The sequence below is a fragment of the Agathobacter sp. LCP21S3_B2 genome, from assembly GCF_052118705.1.
Classification (GTDB): Bacteria; Bacillota; Clostridia; order Lachnospirales; family Lachnospiraceae; genus Roseburia.
This window is the reverse complement of the sequence record NZ_JBQKGQ010000003.1, coordinates 174838-195127: the sequence shown is the minus strand read 5'-3', so window position 1 is coordinate 195127 and position 20290 is coordinate 174838. Positions and strand designations below refer to the sequence as shown.

Genomic DNA, 20290 nt, shown 5'->3' with positions numbered 1-20290 from the left:
CTTTATTAATAAGTAATTAACATTGCTGTTTTGATATATGCAATAACAGAGCAGTTTTGATATATACAAATAGTAGTTTTTCGATTACAATAAATTATATAAAATATGAGGCATAGGAAATGAGTAGAGTTGGTATTATAGGTGCAGGAAGCTGGGGAACAGCATTATCCCTGGTGCTTGCAAATAACGGACATTATGTTGAAATATGGTCAATAGTGGAGAGCGAGATTGATATGCTTAAAGAAAAGCATGAGCATATTGATAAGCTTCCTGGAGTAAAGCTTCCGGATAGCATTACCTTTACAACAGATATAGAGGAAACAATCAAAAATAACGATATACTTGTACTTGCGGTACCGTCTGTTTTTACCAGAAGCACAGCAAAGGTGATGGCTCCTTTTGTGAAGGATGGGCAGATAATTGTCTGTGTGGCAAAGGGAATTGAAGAAAACACTCTTATGACCATATCTGATGTGGTAGAGAGTGAGATACCTTGCGCTGATGTGGCTGTAATGTGTGGACCTTCACATGCAGAGGAGGTCGGACAGCTGCTTCCTACGACTGTTGTTGCAGGAGCAAGGACACAGAAGACCGCTGAGATAGTACAGGATCTTTTTATGAATGAGGTATTTCGTGTGTATACCAGTCCTGATGTACTTGGAATGGAGCTGGGAGGCTCCCTCAAGAATGTCATAGCACTTGCAGCAGGCATGGCAGACGGACTTGGCTATGGGGATAATACAAAGGCAGCGCTTATTACCAGAGGAATTGCAGAAATATCTGTGCTTGCGATTGAGATGGGAGCAAAGGCGGAGACACTTTTTGGACTGACTGGTATCGGCGACCTTATTGTTACATGTGAGAGCCGTCATAGCCGAAATAGAAAGGCCGGAATGCTTATAGGCCAGGGATACACAATGGATGAAGCAACAAAAGAAGTCAAGATGGTTGTAGAGGGTATCTATTCAGCAAAGGCTGCATTTGCCCTTGCAGAGAAATATGATGTCAGGATGCCGATTATCGAGGAAGTAAACAGAGTGCTTTTTGAGGATAAGCCTGCAAAGGAGGCTGTCTCTGAGCTTATGCTTCGTGACAGGAAGATTGAGCACTCAAGTCTTGAGTGGGAATAATTAGAACATAGGTTTGGTATTAAATGGCTATAGACAGTCATATATAAATAGCATCAAGGGAAATTATAAAATGAAAATAAATATAAAAAAACTGACAACTACAGCAAAAATCCCTACAAGGGGAAGTGAATATGCAGCAGGCTATGATTTATATGCCGACATTACAGAGGAGGTTGTCATAGAGCCTCATGAGACAGCAAAGATAGGCACTGGGCTTTCCATAGAGATTCCTGACGGATATTTTGGAGCAGTCTTTGCCAGAAGCGGTCTGGCAGCAAAGCAGGCACTTCGCCCGGCAAACTGCGTGGGTGTGTGTGACAGTGATTACAGGGGAGAGTATATTGTGGCTCTTCACAATGATGGAACGCAGGCACGCGCTATTAATCCAGGGGATCGTATAGCGCAGCTTGTGGTTATGCCATATCTGGCTGTTGAGTTTAATGAGGTGTCAGAGCTTTCTGATACGAAGCGTGGTGCCGGTGGATTCGGTTCTACAGGATCTAATTAATCACAAATGAAGCTGTATAATGATAAAAAAATATAGAGATAAACAAATAATGGATATATTAAATAGATATATTAAACAGATATATTAAACAGATATATAAATACATATATACATATATACATATATACATATATACAGTTGTACATAGTTACAACTAAAACTAATCTTTACATGAAAAGGGGGACTTATCATGGAAAATCGTATTGTAAAATTTAAATCAAAGGAGAGTGCAGGCTTAAATCTGCATGCTATACCGGGACATTTTGCTACAAGTCATTCGCATATTAATTATTATGTAGATGTGACAAGCATCAAGACCCGTGTGTCCGAGGCAAAGGAAGCTGCAAAGGCTCTTTACACCAAGGTACCGCATCATTCATATATAGATACAATCGTATGTATGGATGGAACAGAAATGATTGGTGCATTCTTAAGTCAGGAGATTGAGAGAAACGGACTTATGTCTGTGAATAAGCACGAGACAATTTACGTTGTATCGCCTGAGATTAACAACGGACAGATGCTTTTCAGAGATAATAATAAGGGTGCTATAGATGGCAAGCATGTTGTACTTCTTCTGGCAACTACCACAACAGGTGAGACAATCAGAAGAGCGATGGAGTGTATCAACTATTATGGCGGTATGGTCACATGTGTTGCGTCTATATTTTCAACCATAGATGAGGTCAATGGAGTAAAGATTGATAAGCTGTTTGATGACGATGATGTGGTAAATTACCAGACATATCCTGTTACAGAGTGTCCATTCTGCAAGAAGGGGCTGCCGATTGAGGCTATGGTCAATGGCTTTGGATATTCTAAGCTGTAATTAGTACGTTTATTGCAGTAATTGCCTTGTAATTGTTTCGATATCAGACTGTGTTTCGTCATAATGACAACAACACGTTAAATTATTTGGCGGATTGACTATAGCCAATTGACGATATGTTTTGTATTATAAAGATACAAAGAAACAAGGTAACAGACAGTCAGGGCACTGAACAGTTACATATATGTACATAATACTTAGGAGGTATTTTTTAAATGGCAAGTTTATCATTAAAGAACATTTGCAAAGTTTATCCAAACGGATTTGAGGCAGTTAAGGATTTCAACCTTGAAGTAGAAGATAAAGAGTTCATCATCTTCGTAGGACCTTCAGGATGTGGAAAATCAACAACACTTCGTATGATTGCAGGTCTTGAGGAGATTTCTTCAGGAGAGCTTATCATCGATGGAAAGGTTATGAATGACGTAGAGCCAAAGGATCGTGATATCGCAATGGTATTCCAGAACTACGCTCTTTACCCACATATGACAGTATTTGACAACATGGCATTTGGACTTAAGCTTAGAAAAGTTCCAAAGGATGAGATTAAGGCAAAAGTTGAGGAGGCAGCAAGAATCCTTGACCTTGAGAAATTATTAGACCGTAAGCCAAAGGCTCTTTCAGGTGGACAGAGACAGCGAGTTGCCATGGGTCGTGCAATCGTTCGTAATCCTAAGGTATTCCTTATGGATGAGCCTTTATCAAACCTTGATGCAAAGCTTCGTGTACAGATGAGATCTGAGATTTCTTCATTACATAACAGATTAGGTGCAACAATCATCTATGTTACACATGATCAGACAGAGGCTATGACACTTGGAACAAGAATCGTTGTTCTTAAAGATGGTGTTATCATGCAGGTAGACAGCCCACAGAAGCTTTACAATCAGCCAAACAACCTGTTCGTTGCAGGATTCATCGGATCACCACAGATGAACTTTATAGATGCTCAGTGTGTTGTTGAGGGAGCAAAGGCATTCCTTAAATTCGATAAATACCAGATTGAGCTTCCAGAGGCAAAGGCTAAGAAGCTTATCGATGGCGGTTATGCAGGAAAGAACGTAGTATTTGGTATCAGACCTGAGGATATCTACGATTCAGCAGAGCAGCTTGATAAATTTGCTTCATGCAAGATTGATTCAGATGTTACAGGATATGAGTTACTTGGTGCAGAGGTATTATTATACTTCACAGTTGCAGGCGCAAATATGTCAGCAAGAGTTGATTCAGATACACCGGCTCGTTACGGTGATCACATTGAGCTTGCATTTGATCCAAACAAGATTCATGTATTTGATAAAGAAACTGAATTGACAATTACCAACTAGTTCGTTAAAATTAAATAGTTGTAAATTGACAGACCGGGTGTATAATTTACACCCGGTTTTCTTTTGCGAATGTGTGTGAGGTTCTGAAAAGTTAAGTTATGGTGTTAAATTATAGCAGGGTTACAGCTTATGACTTGTGGAAGCTTTTTACTTTCCTGCGTCAGAACAGTAATGAGAGGATAAGAATATGATTACGAATCAGAAACTGAAAAAATCACTTGAGGAAATAAAAAATATTACTTCGTTTGATGCGATTTTATACTCAGCCAAGGGAAAGCATCTGACAGGTACGGTGGAAGAGCCGGAACATAGCGACATTTTTGTGAAGGAGTTTATAGTATCCGAAGAGGATGTTAGGGAAAAAAACGGTGCAATAGCATTTGCGGTTGAAATTGATTCAGAGCTTGAGTATGTACTCGTAATGTTCTGTCCGTATACGAGTGAGAATCTTGTAATAGGCAGGATGGCAGTTTGTCAGCTTCGTACACTTGTGCTCGGTGAGTCAGAGCGATATGACAGAAATAATTTTATTCAGAATATTCTTCTTGGCAATATGCTTGGTTCTGATATAATAAATCGTGCCAAGAAATTACATATTGAAAACAGAAAACGAGTAGTATATGTTATAGATACTGGAAAGAACAGCAATGAGATAGCTGTTGAGCTTGTAAAGAATCTGGCTGATATCAAAAGCGGTGATTTTGTGGTGGCGATGGATGAACATAATGCTGTGCTGGTAAAGGATGTTGAGGACATAGATTCACCAAAGCTTCAGGAAAAGCTTTCATCTATTGCAGGAAGTCTGGTTGACAATCTGCTAGCAGAAGCTATGATTAAGGTACGGGTGGGCTATGGCAATCCGACGGAGATTCTTCCAAAGATTGCAGAGTCTTATCAGGAGGCAAAAATGGCGCTTGAGGTCGGCAGGCTGTTTTACGTGGAAAAGGAAATTATGGCATATGGCAGGCTGGGCATAGGAAGACTTATTTATCAGCTTCCAATGAGTCTGTGTGAGATGTTTATCCGTGAGGTATTTGGTGATGAGGTGCCACAGATACTTGATGACGAGGAGGCAATGTCTACAATCTCCAAGTTCTTCGAGAACAATCTGAACATTTCAGAAACGGCAAGACAGCTTTATGTGCATAGAAATACGCTTGTTTACAGACTTGAGCGTATTGAGAAGGCGATAGGGCTTGATATAAGAACCTTTGATGATGCTATGATATTCAAAATAGCTACGATGGTGTTAGCACATATCAAGGATAGCAGGCAAGGCAGATAATAGAATTATTACGCAATTTAAAGAAGTAGGAGACAAGTATGGCCAAGAAGCAAACATACGATGAGAAGAGTATAGCAATTTTAGAAGGACTTGAGGCAGTCAGAAAAAGACCGGGTATGTATATAGGAAGTGTCACAACCAAGGGACTAAACCATCTGATATATGAGATTGTGGACAACTCAGTAGATGAGCATCTCGCAGGTGCCTGTGATACCATAAGAGTAACTCTTGAGAAAAATGGTTCGTGTACGGTAGAGGATAACGGACGTGGAATACCTGTAGGTATGCATGCAAAGGGCGTATCTGCGGCACGAGTTGTATTTTCTACACTGCACGCCGGAGGAAAATTCGACAATTCTGTATACAAGACCAGTGGAGGTCTGCACGGAGTTGGTTCGTCGGTTGTAAATGCATTATCCACATATATGGATGTGGAGATATGCAGAGATGGCTTTATCCACCATGACAGATATGAAAAGGGTGTTCCTGTTGTTGAGCTTGAAAATGGCCTGCTTCCTACCTTAGGCAAAACCAAAAAGACAGGAACAAGGATTAATTTCCTGCCGGATCCTGAGATTTTTGAGAAGACGAGATTCAAAGAAGAGGATGTAAAGAACAGACTGAAGGAGACAGCGTATCTCAATCCGAAGCTTACCATCATATACGAGGACAAACGAGGCGATGAGACAGAGCATATTGAGTATCATGAGCCTGAGGGTATTATCGGTTTTGTAAAGGATTTGAATAAAAATATAGAAAAGCTGCATGATGTCATTTACTTTACAGGAGAGAGTGAGAATATAAAGGTTGAGGTGGCTTTTCAGTATACAAGCGAGTTCCATGAGAATATTCTAGGTTTTTGCAACAATATATACAATTCTGAGGGTGGAGCGCATATCACAGGTTTTAAGACAGCCTTTACAGGTATTATAAATTCATATGCCAGAGAGCTTGGTATATTAAAGGACAAGGATGCGAATTTCAACGGAGCAGATGTAAGAAACGGCATGACTGCTGTAGTGTCAGTAAAGCATCCTGACCCTAGATTCGAGGGTCAGACAAAGACAAAGCTTGATAATCAGGATGCAAACCGTGCTACTGCCAAGGTGACAAATGATGAGGTACCGCTTTATTTTGACAAGAATCTTGAGGTCTTAAAGACGGTAATATCATGTGCCGAGAAGGCAGCAAAGATTAGAAAAGCTGAGGAGAAGGCAAAGACCAATCTGCTCACAAAGCAGAAGTTTTCCTTTGATTCAAACGGAAAGCTTGCAAACTGTGAGAGCAGGGATGCTTCTAAGTGCGAGATTTTTATAGTCGAGGGAGATTCGGCCGGAGGCTCGGCAAAGATGGCAAGAAACCGTATGTTTCAGGCAATCATGCCGATTCGAGGCAAGATTTTGAATGTTGAAAAGGCAAGTATTGATAAGGTATTGGCAAACGCTGAAATAAAGACAATGATAAATGCGTTTGGCTGCGGATTTTCGGAAGGGTATGGAAATGATTTTGATATAACAAAGCTTCGCTATGACAAAATCATCATTATGGCTGATGCCGATGTGGACGGAGCTCATATCTCCACACTGCTTTTGACTCTGTTCTTCAGGTTTATGCCTGAGCTTATTTTAGAGGGACATGTATATGTTGCCATGCCTCCGCTTTACAAGGCTATTCCGTCAAAGGGCGAGGAAAAATATTTGTATGACGATGCGGAGCTTGACAAGTACAGAAAGACACATACAGGCAAGTTTACGTTGCAAAGATATAAGGGGCTTGGAGAGATGGATGCGGATCAGCTCTGGGATACCACACTAAATCCCGCAACAAGGATGCTAAAGCGTATTGAAATAGAGGATGGGCGCCTGGCAAATGATGTGACATCACTGCTTATGGGTAGTGATGTGCCACCGAGAAAAGAGTTCATATACGAGCATGCGCATGACGCGGAGCTGGATGTGTAAGCATGACGCTTCTGCTTTTTGTTCTCAGTGGTTCTGAATAGTTAAGCAGTATTTATAATCGGAGAAAGACATGGATAGAAATATAGATAACAATGTAGACAACAATATAATTCAGACCGAATATTCGGAGCTGATGCAGAAATCATATATTGACTATGCGATGAGTGTCATTATAGCAAGAGCCCTGCCGGATGTGCGCGATGGGCTTAAGCCTGTACAAAGGCGTACACTTTATGATATGCATGAGCTGGGCATCAGGTACGACAAGCCATACCGAAAGAGTGCGCGTATAGTCGGTGATACAATGGGTAAATATCATCCACATGGTGATTCGTCAATCTATGATGCGATGGTTGTTTTGGCACAGGACTTCAAAAAGGGCATGCCGCTTATCGATGGACACGGTAATTTTGGCTCAATCGAAGGAGACGGAGCCGCTGCCATGCGTTATACTGAGGCAAGACTTCAAAAAATCACACAGGAAGCCTACCTTGCTGATCTTGACAAAAATGTGGTTGATTTCATTCCAAACTACGACGAGACAGAAAAAGAGCCAGAGGTGCTTCCGGTCAAGGTGCCGAACCTTTTGATAAATGGAGCTGAGGGTATAGCAGTAGGCATGGCGACAAGCATTCCGCCACACAATTTTGGCGAGGTGGTGGACGGTGTGATTGCTTATATGAAAAATCCTGATATCACCACAGCCGAGATGATGCAGTATATAAAGGGACCGGATTTTCCGACAGGAGGCATTGTTGCAAATCGGGATGATCTTGCAGCAATATATGAGACCGGACAGGGAAAGATAAAAATCCGTGGAAGAATCGAAATAGAGAAGGGAAAGGCAGGAAAGGATAAGCTTGTCATTACAGAAATCCCATACACAATGATTGGTGCCAATATAGGAAAATTCTTAAATGATGTCTATTCACTTGTCGAGTCAAAAGCGACAACGGATATTGTGGATATAACCAACCAGTCATCGAAAGAGGGAATAAGAATTGTCTTAGAGCTTAAAAAAGGTGCTGATGTTGAGGCACTTAAGAACCTTTTGTATAAAAAGACAAAGCTGGAGGATACATTCGGTGTAAATATGCTGGCCGTTGCAAATGGAAGACCTGAGACGCTTGGTCTTGTACCAATAATAAGGCATCATGTCAATTTCCAGTATGAGATTGCAAAAAGAAAGTATGAGACACTTCTTGCAAAGGAGCAGGAGAAAGAAGAAATACAGCAGGGACTCATAAAGGCCTGTAACGTGATAGATCTGATTATTGAAATATTAAGAGGAAGCCGTGACCAGAAAATGGCAAAGGCATGTCTCATAAACGGAGAGACAGAGGGAATTAAATTCAAGTCAAAGGCTTCAGAAGCCATGGCAGCCCAGCTTTGCTTTACTGAGCGTCAGGCAGCTGCTATCCTTGAAATGCGTCTGTACAAGCTGATTGGACTCGAAATTGAGGCTCTGATTAAGGAGCACGAGGAGACCAGGGCAAAGATTGCAGAGTACAGCGATATTTTAGAGCATCGCTCATCCATGGCAAAGGTCATTATGAAGGAGCTTAAAGCGTTCCGCAAGGAGTATGCAAGGGACAGACGCACGGAGCTTGACAATCTCGAGGAAGCTGTTGTGGTCAAAAAAGAGCTTGAGGTATCGGATGTAGTGCTGCTTATGGATCGCTTCGGCTATGTGAAGACAGTAGATACTTCAACCTATGATAGAAACAAAGATACAGCTGACGCAGAGAACAAGCTGATATTAAAGGTCAAAAATATAGATAAGCTGTGCATTTTCACAAACAACGGAAACATGCATCTTGTCAAGGTGTTAGACCTGCCTTACGGCAAATTCCGTGACAAGGGCACACCTATTGACAATGTAAGCAACTATGACAGCAGTAAGGAGGATATAGTATTTATAGCGCCTCTTATGGATGTTGAAAAGCACAAGATTATATTTGGAACAAAGTCAGCCATGATAAAGCTCGTGGATGGTGCTGAGTTTGTGGTGACACGAAAGACCTCGCAGGCTACAAAGCTCATGGATGATGATGAGCTGTTGTTTGTTGACATGCTTTCAGAGAATGCTACAATGGTAATGCGTTCAAAGAAGGAGATGTTCCTTCGAATCGACTGTGGCACTATTCCTGAAAAGAAAAAGGCAGCAGTAGGTGTCAGGGGAATGAGGCTTGACAGAGAGGATGAGCTTACTGACATTTATCTGCTTAATGACCAGGAGGAAAAAGAGGTCGAGGTAAAGGGTAAGCAGGTGGCGCTTCACAGGCTGCACATTGCAAACCGTGACACTAAGGGCGTGAAGAAATAATATATCGCATGACAATATAACGTAAAGCATAAACTGTGTACGGTTTTGAGTATGTATGGCCTGGAACAGTTAAAATATCTGACATGAAAGGAAGCGATGAGCTTGTTGGACAAATTAAGAGAGCTTGGCATTTCAGAAAATCTGATTAAGGAAATTGAAAAGTTTCGCTCGCAGTATCCGGTGGACAAGGAGTATGAGTCAAGAATCCCCGTGCCTACACAGTTTTATTACGGAAGCGATGTGTGGGAGCAGGCTATAACCGCAGTTTTATGTGGAGAAAATCTGCTTTTAGTAGGAGAAAAGGCCACAGGAAAGAATCTTTTCGCAGAGAATCTGGCAGGTGTATTTAACAGACCACGCTGGGATGTGTCATTTCACGTAAATATGGATGCAGCATCACTTATCGGAACCGATACGTTTAGCGCCGGAGAAGTAACATTCAGGCCGGGACCTGTGTATACAGCCGCAAAAACAGGCGGCTTTGCGGTGCTTGACGAGATAAATATGGCAAAAAGTGAGGCTATGGCAGTGCTTCATGCCACACTTGATTTCAGACGTACAATAGATGTGCCGGGCTATGACAGACTGTCGCTTCATCCGGCAACAAGATTTATTGCCACGATGAATTACGGCTATGCAGGCACAAAGGAGCTGAACGAGGCCCTTGTATCACGTTTTGCGGTAATCCGGATGCCTATGATTTCAAAAGAGAGCCTTGTGAAGCTCATAAAGGAGCATTATCCTGCAATACGTGAAGCGGGAGCAAATGAGCTTGCGGAGGTATTTCTTGAGCTGCATGCAAAGTGTGAGAATGGCGAGATATCATCAAAGGCACTTGATCTGCGTGGTCTCATCGGTTCAATTGGTATGATGGAAAAGGGCTTAAATATATATACAGCTCTGGATATGGGAATAACAAACAAGAGCTTTGATGAATATGAGCAGACGCTTATCCGTGATACAATCCGTGCAAGAATCTCAAGGAAGATGAGCAGAGAGCAGCTGTTTTGTTAATATAGACTTGTGACATATGAAGGAATGGAGCATATGGAAGAACAGGATATAAAGGAAGCAAAAAGAGCAAGAAACTTCATATGGATGGCGGCCTGTGATTATGACATAGAGCCGCTTTTTCTGGCATTTGCACCTGATGGATCCGCTGATATTTATCTGAATCTGATTATTGGACTTGAATACAAGTGGTATGAGCATGACAAGATAGATGCCTTATTTAATCAGCTGACAGGAAAAAACGCCATGCTTTATGAGGGTCTTTTATGGATAGGTTTGGAAAATGCCCTGTATGAAAAGGAGAGACAAACGAGGCCTGCCTTATATGATTTAAGGCTTGAGTACGCGAAAAAGAGCCTTGCAGGAGTCAATAAAAACAGGGAGTATTCGAGGATTGATATAATCAGAAATGCACATTGCAGAAGGATACTTGGAAAATCATCAGGCCTTTGCAAAGAGGATGAAGAGATACTGCATGCTTTTTGTTTTACATCTGATATGACAACGGATGAGATTATAGTGAAAACGAGAGAAAATCTGTGGAAGTATTTCTCGTATAAGCCGATAAAGGTGGCAAAGCCACAGGGTATATATTTTTTACAGAAGGTAGCAGGAGCATTTCGCTCAATAGGAAAAGTCAGCACACAGTATGTCAGAGCGAATAGCTTTTATGATAAAAATATGGCCTCGGACACAGCAGCTTTGTCTATGGAGCATTCAAAGAGATATCTGCTGCAGTTTGCACTGCAGAAAGATCCAATAGAAGCGAAGCGGTATGTGACAGCCTGCTTTGGAAAAAGCATGTATTCTGACAGGCAGCAGGCCGAGATGGAGAAAAAACTCTGTGTAGGAAATCACAAAAACTGTCACTTGCTTTTTACCAGAGGTATTTCATCGGAGAAAAAACAGACTGTACCTGATGAGATTGACAACAAAAGAGAGCGCAGGGAAATTCTTGCATTTACAAAAGAGACAGCCATGCAATACGACAAGAATAAAGAGCATTTTGAAAAAAACATGGCAGTGTATCAAAACAGTATAAGGAGACTTACAGAAAGCCTTAGAATGCACCTGGAGACGGCAGATGAGACATTTATGGATGCTTCAACACACGGCCGTATAAAGCCTGCGAGAGTATGGAAGGCCCTTTATCTGGACAATCCGCGTGTTTTTGAGCGAAAAGATGAGGTGGAGACGCAGGGCTTTTCTGTCGACATACTGATGGATGCGTCTTCTTCCAGAAAACAGATGCAGCAGAAGATAGCGGCACAGGCATATGTACTGTCAAAGAGCCTGACTAATTGTGGCATACCGGTGCAGATTTACTCATACTGCAGCATAAGAGGCTACACGGTGATGCATATTTTTAAGGAATATGATGATTATGGTGTGGAGGATGAATTATTTCATTTTGTTGCGGCAGGAAATAACAGGGATGGCCTTGCTCTGCGCGCGGCATCACATCTGATGGAGCTAAGTCCAAAGCCCAGGAAGTTACTTTTCATGTTTTCGGATGCAAGTCCCCAGGATGATCAGATAGCAGGGGAGGGAGCCTTTTATAAGGACAGGGAGTACACTGATGCTCTTGCTGTTAAGGACACCGTAAATGAGGTGCAGAGGCTTAAAAACCATGGAATAGACGTAATTGGCATCTTCATGGGAAGTGCGCATGACAGTGAGATTGCAACAAAGATATTCGGCAGAAGTCTAGTGAAGATAAAGAGTATTAACGAGTTTGCCGATGCTGTCGGACGTGTGTTAAATGAGATACTGACTTAGCATTTTAATTAAAAGTACAATAAATTTAAAGCAATGGAGATAACAAATGAAAGCAATATTATTTGATTTGGATGGAACGCTGATTGACTCATCAGAGGGCATCACAAAGTCGGCACAATATGCACTTTCACACTTTGGCATAGATGAGCCTGACAGAAACAGCCTGTTTTTCTTTATAGGACCGCCGCTCATAAACACATTTATGGAGCACTACGGATTTACTAAGGAGAGGGCACTTGAAGCGGTCGAAAAGTACAGAGAGCGCTATAACAAAACAGGTATATTTGAATGTTCGCTTTTTCCGGGAGTAAAGGAATGCATAGAGGCGCTTAAAGCAGCCGGCTATAGGATAGGACTTGCATCATCGAAGCCGGAAAGATCGTGTGAGCGTATTTTGGAGCATTTTGGAATACTTGATATGTTTGATGAGGTGGTCGGAGCTACATTTGACGGCAGGATAGATACAAAGGAAGAGGTGCTTAACGAGGTGATGCGCCGGTGGTCAGACATTCCAAGGGATGAGATGTGTTTAATCGGAGATACTATGTTTGATATCGAGGGAGCAAACCGTGTCAATGTGCCAAGCATAGCGGTAAGCTTTGGCTTTGGAGAGGTTAACGAGATGGTGAGTGCCGGTGCAAAAGCTGTGATAGATGATATAAGGCAGCTTCCTGATGTACTTTCCAGGCTTTTCGATTAGCTTTTATGAAAATGCAATGCATTGAAACCTTAGGTTATAAACAGTAGATAGGAATGGGATTTCATGAATAAGAATTTAAAATTAAGAGTGATAGTGTGGGAGATAATTGTCCCGATTGTGATTTACTACATTGTTTTTCTGAGCGCAATGTACTTTATTTTTGCGTTTATCGGACACACATCTTCGACATACATGATAGCGCAGATAATATCTGCAGCAATTACAATACCATTTATGTATTTTGCAAGCTATAAGCCGACACAGCAGATGTTTGTTAAAAAACCAAGGATAGACAGGGCTCTTTTTATAAATGTGCTCTGGGTGATTGTGATTACACTTTTCATTTCATTTGCGCTCAATAATATCATCACCATGTCACCGCTTATCGGGCTCTCAGAAGGATATGCCAGGGCGAATGAGAGCTTTTATGCAAGCACTCTTGTAATTGAGCTGATAGGCTCGGCAATTCTTTCTCCGATTATGGAGGAGCTCGTTTTCAGAGGCATTGTATTTGGAAATATGCGCAAAATAATGAATGTGCCACAGGCGGTATCTTTGTCGGCACTTTTGTTTGGGCTCATTCATTTTAATATAGTGCAGTTTGTCTATGCGTTTTTACTTGGCCTTGTGCTTGCTGCTTTTATGTATAAGTCAGGGCATGTGTATGCGGCTATGATTGGTCATATTACCGCAAATGCGTTTGCTGTTATAAGGACAGAGACCGGTATTTTGAAGTGGACTGTTGATGGCAGTATAATGGCATGGGTGGTATCTGTCATGTGCCTTGGCATTGGTGCTGTGATATTTTATTATTATGCGAAGCACACAGAAGGAACTGTTTAGCAGGAGCAAAACGGAGCGCAGACAAAATACGAGTATCGTGCAGTTTTACAAATATGAGCAATGCGATTTAGGATAGTTACTGGATGTTTATAAAAATCAGCTACACAATAAAAAGTATAGCTGATTTTTTTATGATATAAGACATGAAAAGCTACTGTAACACATACACAATTCAGACACAATTTGTTATAAGGGCGATTTTTAACATGAGTTATTGAAAAAAGTTTTGGAATTTTAAAAAGTAAATTGTGCGTATAACCTTATGAAAAAAGATAAAAATACGAATATATTCAGAAAAATAACTTTATAATATTAAGTTATCAAATAATCAGACAATAGCGAGAAAAAAACTATTTACATTGAGCTTTCATAGTTGTAAAATCATAAACAGGAAATGATTCACTTCTTAATAAGTTATCCGTTAACAAATTTACACTAGGAAAGGAAGAACCTATGAGTAAACAATGGAATGAAAGCACAGCCACAGCCAAGGGATTATATGATCCACGCTATGAGCATGATAACTGTGGAATTGGTGCAGTAGTAAATATCAAAGGTATCAAAACACATGAGACAGTCGAGAATGCTTTAAAGATTGTTGAGAACTTAAAGCACAGAGCCGGAAAAGACGCTGATGGTAAGACGGGAGACGGTGTCGGCATCCTGCTTCAGATTTCTCATAAGTTTTTTAAGAAGGTTACAAAGCCACTTGGAATAGAGCTTGGAGATGAGAGAGATTACGGTGTGGGAATGTTTTTCTTCCCTAATGATGAGTTTAAGACTATTCAGGCAAAGAAGATGCTTGAGGTTATCGTGGAGAAGGAAGGCCTTGAATTTCTCGGATGGAGAGAAGTGCCTACAGAGCCTGATAAGCTTTCTAAAAAAGCCAGAGACTGTATGCCATGCATCATGCAGTGCTTTGTAAAGAGACCTGAGGATGTTGAGAGAGGACTTGAGTTTGACAGAAAGCTTTATGTTGCAAGACGTGTTTTCGAGCAGTCAAACGACAATACATATGTGGTTTCCTTCTCAAGCAGAACAATAGTATATAAGGGAATGTTCCTTGTAGAGCAGCTCAGACAGTTCTTCAAGGATTTACAGGATCCTGATTATGAGTCAGCAATCGCCACAGTACATTCAAGATTCTCTACAAATACAAACCCAAGCTGGGAGAGATCTCATCCAAACAGATTTATCGTACACAATGGTGAGATTAACACTATTCTTGGAAACTCTGACAAGATGTCAGCACGTGAGGAGAACATGGAGTCTCCTAAGCTTAAAAAAGAGTTCCAGAAGGTTTTGCCGGTTATCAATGCGGCAGGATCTGACTCAGCAATGCTTGATAATGCGCTTGAATTCCTGGTAATGAGTGGTATGGAGCTTCCACTTGCCGTTATGATAATGATTCCTGAGCCATGGGCAAACAATTCAATCATGACTCAGAAGAAGAAGGATTTCTACCAGTATTACGCTACAATGATGGAGCCATGGGATGGTCCGGCTTCAATCGTATTCTCAGATGGTGATTTAGTCGGAGCAGTGCTTGACAGAAACGGACTTCGTCCATCACGTTACTATGTGACAGATGATGATTACCTTATTCTTTCATCTGAGGTCGGAGTACTTGAGATTGACCCTACAAAGATTGTGAAAAAGGATCGTCTCCGTCCGGGAAAGATGCTCCTTGTGGATACTGTTGCAGGAAAAATCATAGATGATGATGAGCTCAAGGAGAGATATGCAGACAAGCAGCCTTATGGTGAGTGGATTGACAGATACATGGTAAATCTTAAGGATTTAAAGATTCCTAACCAGAGAGTACCTGAGTATACAAAGGAAGAGCGCCAGAGAATGCAGAGAGCCTTCGGTTACACATATGAGTCACTCAAGGATTCAATCCTTCCTATGGCTAAAAATGGTGTTGAGGGCACAGCAGCCATGGGTACTGATACACCGCTTGCAGCTTTATCAGGTAACAGGGAGCCGTTATTCAACTACTTTAAGCAGCGCTTCGCACAGGTAACAAACCCGCCTATCGATTCAATCCGTGAGGAGGTTGTCACATCAACCACACTCTATATCGGTGAGGCCGGAAACGTGCTTGAGGAGAAGCCGGAAAACTGCCGTGTACTTAAGATTAACAACCCAATCCTTACAAACACCGACCTTATGAAGATTAAGAATTTAAAGGCAGATGGCTTTAAGGTAGAGGTTTTACCTATTATATATTACAAGAACACAAGTCTTGAGAAAGCTGTAGACAGACTTTATATAGAGGCTGATCGTGCATACAGGGACGGAGCCAACATTATTATCCTTTCAGACAGGGGTGTTGATGAGAACCACGTTGCAATTCCTTCACTGCTTGCAGTTGCTGCATTGCAGCAGTATCTTGTAAAGACAAAAAAGAGAACATCTCTTTCTCTCATTCTTGAGTCAGGAGAGCCGAGAGAAGTTCATCATTTTGCTACACTGCTTGGCTTTGGTGCAAGTGCAATCAACCCTTATCTGGCACAGGATACAGTTAAGCAGCTTGTTGACGAGCATATGCTTGACAAGGATTATTATGCAGCAATCGATGATTACAACCATGCAATCATCACAGGTATCGTAAAAATTGCAGCAAAGATGGGTATTTCAACCATCCAGTCATATCAGGGCTCAAAGATTTTTGAGGCAATCGGTATTGACAAGAGTGTTATTGATAAGTATTTCACAAATACAGTAAGCCGTATCGGTGGAATTACATTACAGGATATCGAGAACGATGTGGATGAGCTTCACTCTGCGGCCTACGATCCGCTCGGACTTGAGACAGATGTTACACTTGACAGCAAGGGCAGACACAAGATGAGAAGCGGAGCTGATGACCATCTGTACAATCCGGCTACAATTCATCTTCTCCAGCAGTCGACACAGCGCGGTGACTACAATCTGTTCAAGCAGTACACAGCACTTGTGGACGAGGAAGAGAAAAATACAAACATCCGTGGACTCATGGATTTCAATTATCCTAAGAAGGGTGTCAAGCTCGAGGAAGTTGAGAGCGTTGACTCAATTGTGACACGTTTCAAGACAGGTGCTATGTCATACGGATCTATCTCAAAGGAAGCACATGAGACACTTGCAATTGCCATGAACCATCTGCACGGAAAATCAAATACCGGTGAAGGTGGAGAGGACAAGGATCGTCTCACAATCGGAAAAGACGGAAAAAACCGCTGCTCAGCAATCAAGCAGGTTGCTTCAGGACGTTTTGGTGTCACAAGCAGATACTTAACAAGCGCACAGGAGATTCAGATTAAGATGGCACAGGGTGCTAAGCCGGGTGAGGGCGGACACTTACCTGGAAAGAAGGTTTATCCTTGGATTGCAAAGACAAGACTTTCAACACCGGGTGTTGCACTCATCTCTCCACCACCACACCACGATATTTATTCTATCGAGGATTTGGAGCAGCTTATATTCGACTTAAAGAATGCAAACAGAGATGCAAGAATCTCAGTCAAGCTCGTTTCTGAGGCCGGTGTAGGAACTGTTGCGGCAGGCGTTGCAAAGGCCGGAGCACAGGTAGTGCTTATCTCAGGCTACGACGGAGGAACAGGAGCCGCACCTAGCAGCTCAATCCACAATGCGGGACTTCCATGGGAGCTTGGACTTGCAGAGACACACCAGACTCTTCTTATGAATGGTCTTAGAAATAAAGTAAGAATTGAGACAGACGGTAAGCTGATGAGTGGCCGTGATGTGGCAATAGCAGCGTGTCTTGGAGCCGAGGAATTCGGTTTTGCGACAGCTCCGCTTGTAACAATGGGCTGTGTAATGATGAGAGTATGTAACTTAGATACATGTCCGGCAGGAATTGCTACACAAAACCCTGAGCTTCGTAAGCGCTTTGCAGGAAAGCCGGAGTACGTTGAGAACTTCATGCGTTTCATTGCTGAAGAGCTTCGTGAGTATATGGCAAAGCTTGGCGTAAAGACAGTGGATGAGCTCGTTGGACGTGGAGATCTCTTAAAGAAGCGTGATAATCTAAGCGAGAGACAGTCAAAGATTGACCTTGATTGCATGCTTAATAATCCGTTTGACGGCAAAAAGCAGAGTGTTATCTTCGATCCTAAGCAGGTATATGATTTTGAACTTTCAAAGACAAAGGATATGACTGAGATCATGACACAGCTTAAGAGCGCACTTGAGAGCGGACAAAAGCGTGCGATTGAGATTGAGGTAACAAATACAAACAGATCTCTCGGAACGATATTTGGTTCTGAGATTACAAAGAAATATGACGATACTCTGGATGACGACACATTTGTCATCAAGTGTAACGGTGCAGGCGGACAGAGCTTTGGAGCATTTATCCCTAAGGGACTTACACTTGAGCTTGTCGGAGATTCAAATGATTACTTCGGAAAGGGTCTTTCAGGTGGAAAGCTCATCGTATATCCACCGGCAGGAGTAAAGTTTGAGAAGGATGATAATATCATCATCGGAAACGTGGCACTTTACGGAGCTACAAGCGGTAAGGCCTTCATAAACGGTGTTGCCGGTGAGCGTTTCTGCGTAAGAAATTCCGGTGCAACAGCAGTAGTTGAGGGTGTCGGCGATCATGGCTGTGAGTACATGACAGGTGGCCGCGTAGTTATCCTTGGAAAGACCGGAAAAAACTTTGCAGCAGGTATGAGCGGTGGAATAGCATATGTGCTTGATGAGGACAATGATCTTTACATGAGAACCAACAAGCAGATGGTATTTACTGAGGAGGTCTCAAACAAGTACGATGTATTAGAGCTTAAGGAAATGATAAAAGAGCATGTAACACTTACAAACTCAGAAAAGGGTAAGGAAATCCTTGATCATTTCAGTGAGTATCTTCCTAAGTTCAAGAAGGTTATTCCTTACGATTACAACCGTATGCAGATGGCTATTGTACAGATGGAAGAAAAGGGTCTTAACGCAGAGCAGGCACAGATTGAGGCATTTTATGCCAGCACAAAGGGCTAAGGAGGACGCAGATAATGGGAAAACCAACAGGATTTATGGAATATGACAGATGCGAAGCAGCGTCTGTAGAGCCAAAGGAGCGTATTAAGAACTTTAACGAGTTTCATGTGTTCCTTTCAAAAGAAGATCAACAGAAACAGGCTGCCCGTTGTATGGACTGCGGAGTTCCTTTCTGCCAGTCGGGAATGACAATAGCAGGCATGACATCAGGCTGTCCTCTGCACAACCTGGTTCCGGAGTGGAACGACCTTGTATATACCGGCAACTGGGAGCAGGCATATAATCGTCTGCACAAGACCAATAATTTCCCTGAGTTTACATCAAGAGTCTGCCCGGCACTGTGCGAGAAGGCATGTACATGCGGACACTGGGGTAGTCCGGTATCAGTCAGGGACAATGAGCATGGTGTAATAGAGACTGCATATGCAAACGGATATGCAGCTCCAAAGCCACCAAAGGTCAGAACCGGCAAGAAGGTGGCAATCATTGGTTCAGGTCCTTCAGGACTTGCGGCAGCAGACCAGCTTAACCAGAGAGGCCATGATGTTACAGTATATGAGAGAGAGGACCGCGTCGGTGGCCTGCTCATGTATGGTATTCCAAATATGAAGCTCGATAAGAGCATTATTGACAGAAAAGTTAATATAATGAAGGAAGAGGGCATTCATTTTGTCACAGGCTGTGATGTCGGAAAGGATATAAAGCCGGCAGAGCTTTTCAAGAAGTATGACAGGGTAATCCTTTGCTGTGGTGCCAAAAATCCAAGAGACATAAAGGCAGACGGAAGAGATGCAAAGGGTATTTACTTTGCTGTTGATTACCTTACCCAGAATACAAAGAGTCTTTTGAACTCTAACCTGACAGATGGCAAGTTTGTATCTGCAAAGGGCAAAAATGTAGTCATTATCGGTGGCGGTGACACAGGAAACGACTGTGTCGGAACTGCAATCCGTCAGGGTGCCAAATCGGTCACACAGCTTGAGATGATGCCTTGTCCGCCTACAGAGCGTGCCGCAAACAATCCGTGGCCGGAGTGGCCAAAGGTCTTAAAGACAGACTACGGCCAGGAGGAAGCCATTGCAGTATTCGGACATGACCCACGTATCTACAAGACAACCGTAAAAGAGTTCCACAAGGACAAAAACGGCAACCTAAAGGAGCTTACAATTGTAAGTCTTGAGAGTAAAAAGGACGAGAAGACAGGCAGATTCATGATGGTTCCGGTAGAGGGATCAGAGAAAAAGCTTCCGGCAGAGCTTGTGCTTATAGCAGCAGGCTTCCTTGGAACAGAAAGCTATGTGGCAAAGGCATTTGGTGTAGAGCTCGATGCCAGAACAAACGTAAGTACACAGGAGGGACATTACGCTACAAACGTAAAAAACGTATACGTGGCAGGTGATAACCACCGTGGACAGTCCCTTGTAGTATGGGCTATCAGAGAGGGACGTGAGGCTGCCAGAGAGGTTGATGAGAGTCTCATGGGATATTCATATCTCTCAGTACAGTAACAAATTATTGTAGCAATTCTCCTTAATAAATTTTATTTCATACATTTTATATCAAAATCCCGGTGCATTGCACCG

General features: G+C 42.2%; 13 protein-coding genes. All 13 read left to right on the top strand.

What is annotated here, in order from left to right; translation table 11 throughout:
* Positions 1–119 precede the first annotated feature (119 nt).
* The 13 genes from ACTQ1L_RS03720 (at position 120) to ACTQ1L_RS03660 (ending at position 20215) form a co-directional block, all read left to right on the top strand.
* Positions 120–1130, top strand: a complete 1011-nt coding sequence (locus ACTQ1L_RS03720) for an NAD(P)H-dependent glycerol-3-phosphate dehydrogenase (protein ID WP_441365483.1) — start codon at positions 120–122, stop codon at positions 1128–1130.
* Positions 1131–1200: 70 nt separating this feature from the next.
* Positions 1201–1638 (top strand): dUTP diphosphatase, encoded by a 438-nt coding sequence (dut, locus tag ACTQ1L_RS03715; RefSeq protein ID WP_441365482.1) that lies wholly within the window; start codon positions 1201–1203, stop codon positions 1636–1638.
* 190 nt (positions 1639–1828) lie between these two features.
* The gene (locus ACTQ1L_RS03710) at positions 1829–2467 is read left to right on the top strand and encodes an orotate phosphoribosyltransferase (RefSeq protein ID WP_306781122.1); all 639 of its coding nucleotides are present in this window, start codon (positions 1829–1831) and stop codon (positions 2465–2467) included.
* Positions 2468–2682: 215 nt separating this feature from the next.
* Positions 2683–3795: an ABC transporter ATP-binding protein gene (locus tag ACTQ1L_RS03705; protein WP_321112443.1), complete on the top strand. Its 1113-nt coding sequence runs from the start codon at positions 2683–2685 to the stop codon at positions 3793–3795.
* Positions 3796–3982: 187 nt separating this feature from the next.
* Complete coding sequence (locus ACTQ1L_RS03700; RefSeq protein ID WP_441365481.1) at positions 3983–5080, top strand: PucR family transcriptional regulator; 1098 nt, start codon at positions 3983–3985, stop codon at positions 5078–5080.
* A gap of 38 nt (positions 5081–5118) precedes the next feature.
* Positions 5119–7041: a DNA gyrase/topoisomerase IV subunit B gene (locus ACTQ1L_RS03695; protein ID WP_321112439.1), complete on the top strand. Its 1923-nt coding sequence runs from the start codon at positions 5119–5121 to the stop codon at positions 7039–7041.
* A 70-nt stretch (positions 7042–7111) separates the two neighbouring features.
* A complete protein-coding gene (locus ACTQ1L_RS03690; RefSeq protein WP_441365480.1) occupies positions 7112–9367 on the top strand; it encodes a DNA gyrase/topoisomerase IV subunit A in 2256 nt (751 codons plus the stop codon).
* A gap of 96 nt (positions 9368–9463) precedes the next feature.
* A complete protein-coding gene (locus tag ACTQ1L_RS03685; protein WP_441365479.1) occupies positions 9464–10381 on the top strand; it encodes an AAA family ATPase in 918 nt (305 codons plus the stop codon).
* 33 nt (positions 10382–10414) lie between these two features.
* A complete protein-coding gene (locus ACTQ1L_RS03680; protein WP_441365477.1) occupies positions 10415–12157 on the top strand; it encodes a hypothetical protein in 1743 nt (580 codons plus the stop codon).
* 46 nt (positions 12158–12203) lie between these two features.
* Positions 12204–12857 carry an HAD hydrolase-like protein gene (locus ACTQ1L_RS03675; protein WP_441365476.1) on the top strand — a complete coding sequence of 218 codons (654 nt, stop codon included), beginning with the start codon at positions 12204–12206 and terminating at the stop codon, positions 12855–12857.
* 63 nt (positions 12858–12920) lie between these two features.
* A complete protein-coding gene (locus ACTQ1L_RS03670) occupies positions 12921–13700 on the top strand; it encodes a CPBP family intramembrane glutamic endopeptidase (protein ID WP_441365475.1) in 780 nt (259 codons plus the stop codon).
* Between the two features lie 453 nt (positions 13701–14153).
* The gene (gene gltB, locus ACTQ1L_RS03665) at positions 14154–18707 is read left to right on the top strand and encodes a glutamate synthase large subunit (protein WP_441365474.1); all 4554 of its coding nucleotides are present in this window, start codon (positions 14154–14156) and stop codon (positions 18705–18707) included.
* A gap of 14 nt (positions 18708–18721) precedes the next feature.
* Complete coding sequence (locus tag ACTQ1L_RS03660; RefSeq protein WP_441365473.1) at positions 18722–20215, top strand: glutamate synthase subunit beta; 1494 nt, start codon at positions 18722–18724, stop codon at positions 20213–20215.
* Positions 20216–20290 lie beyond the last annotated feature (75 nt).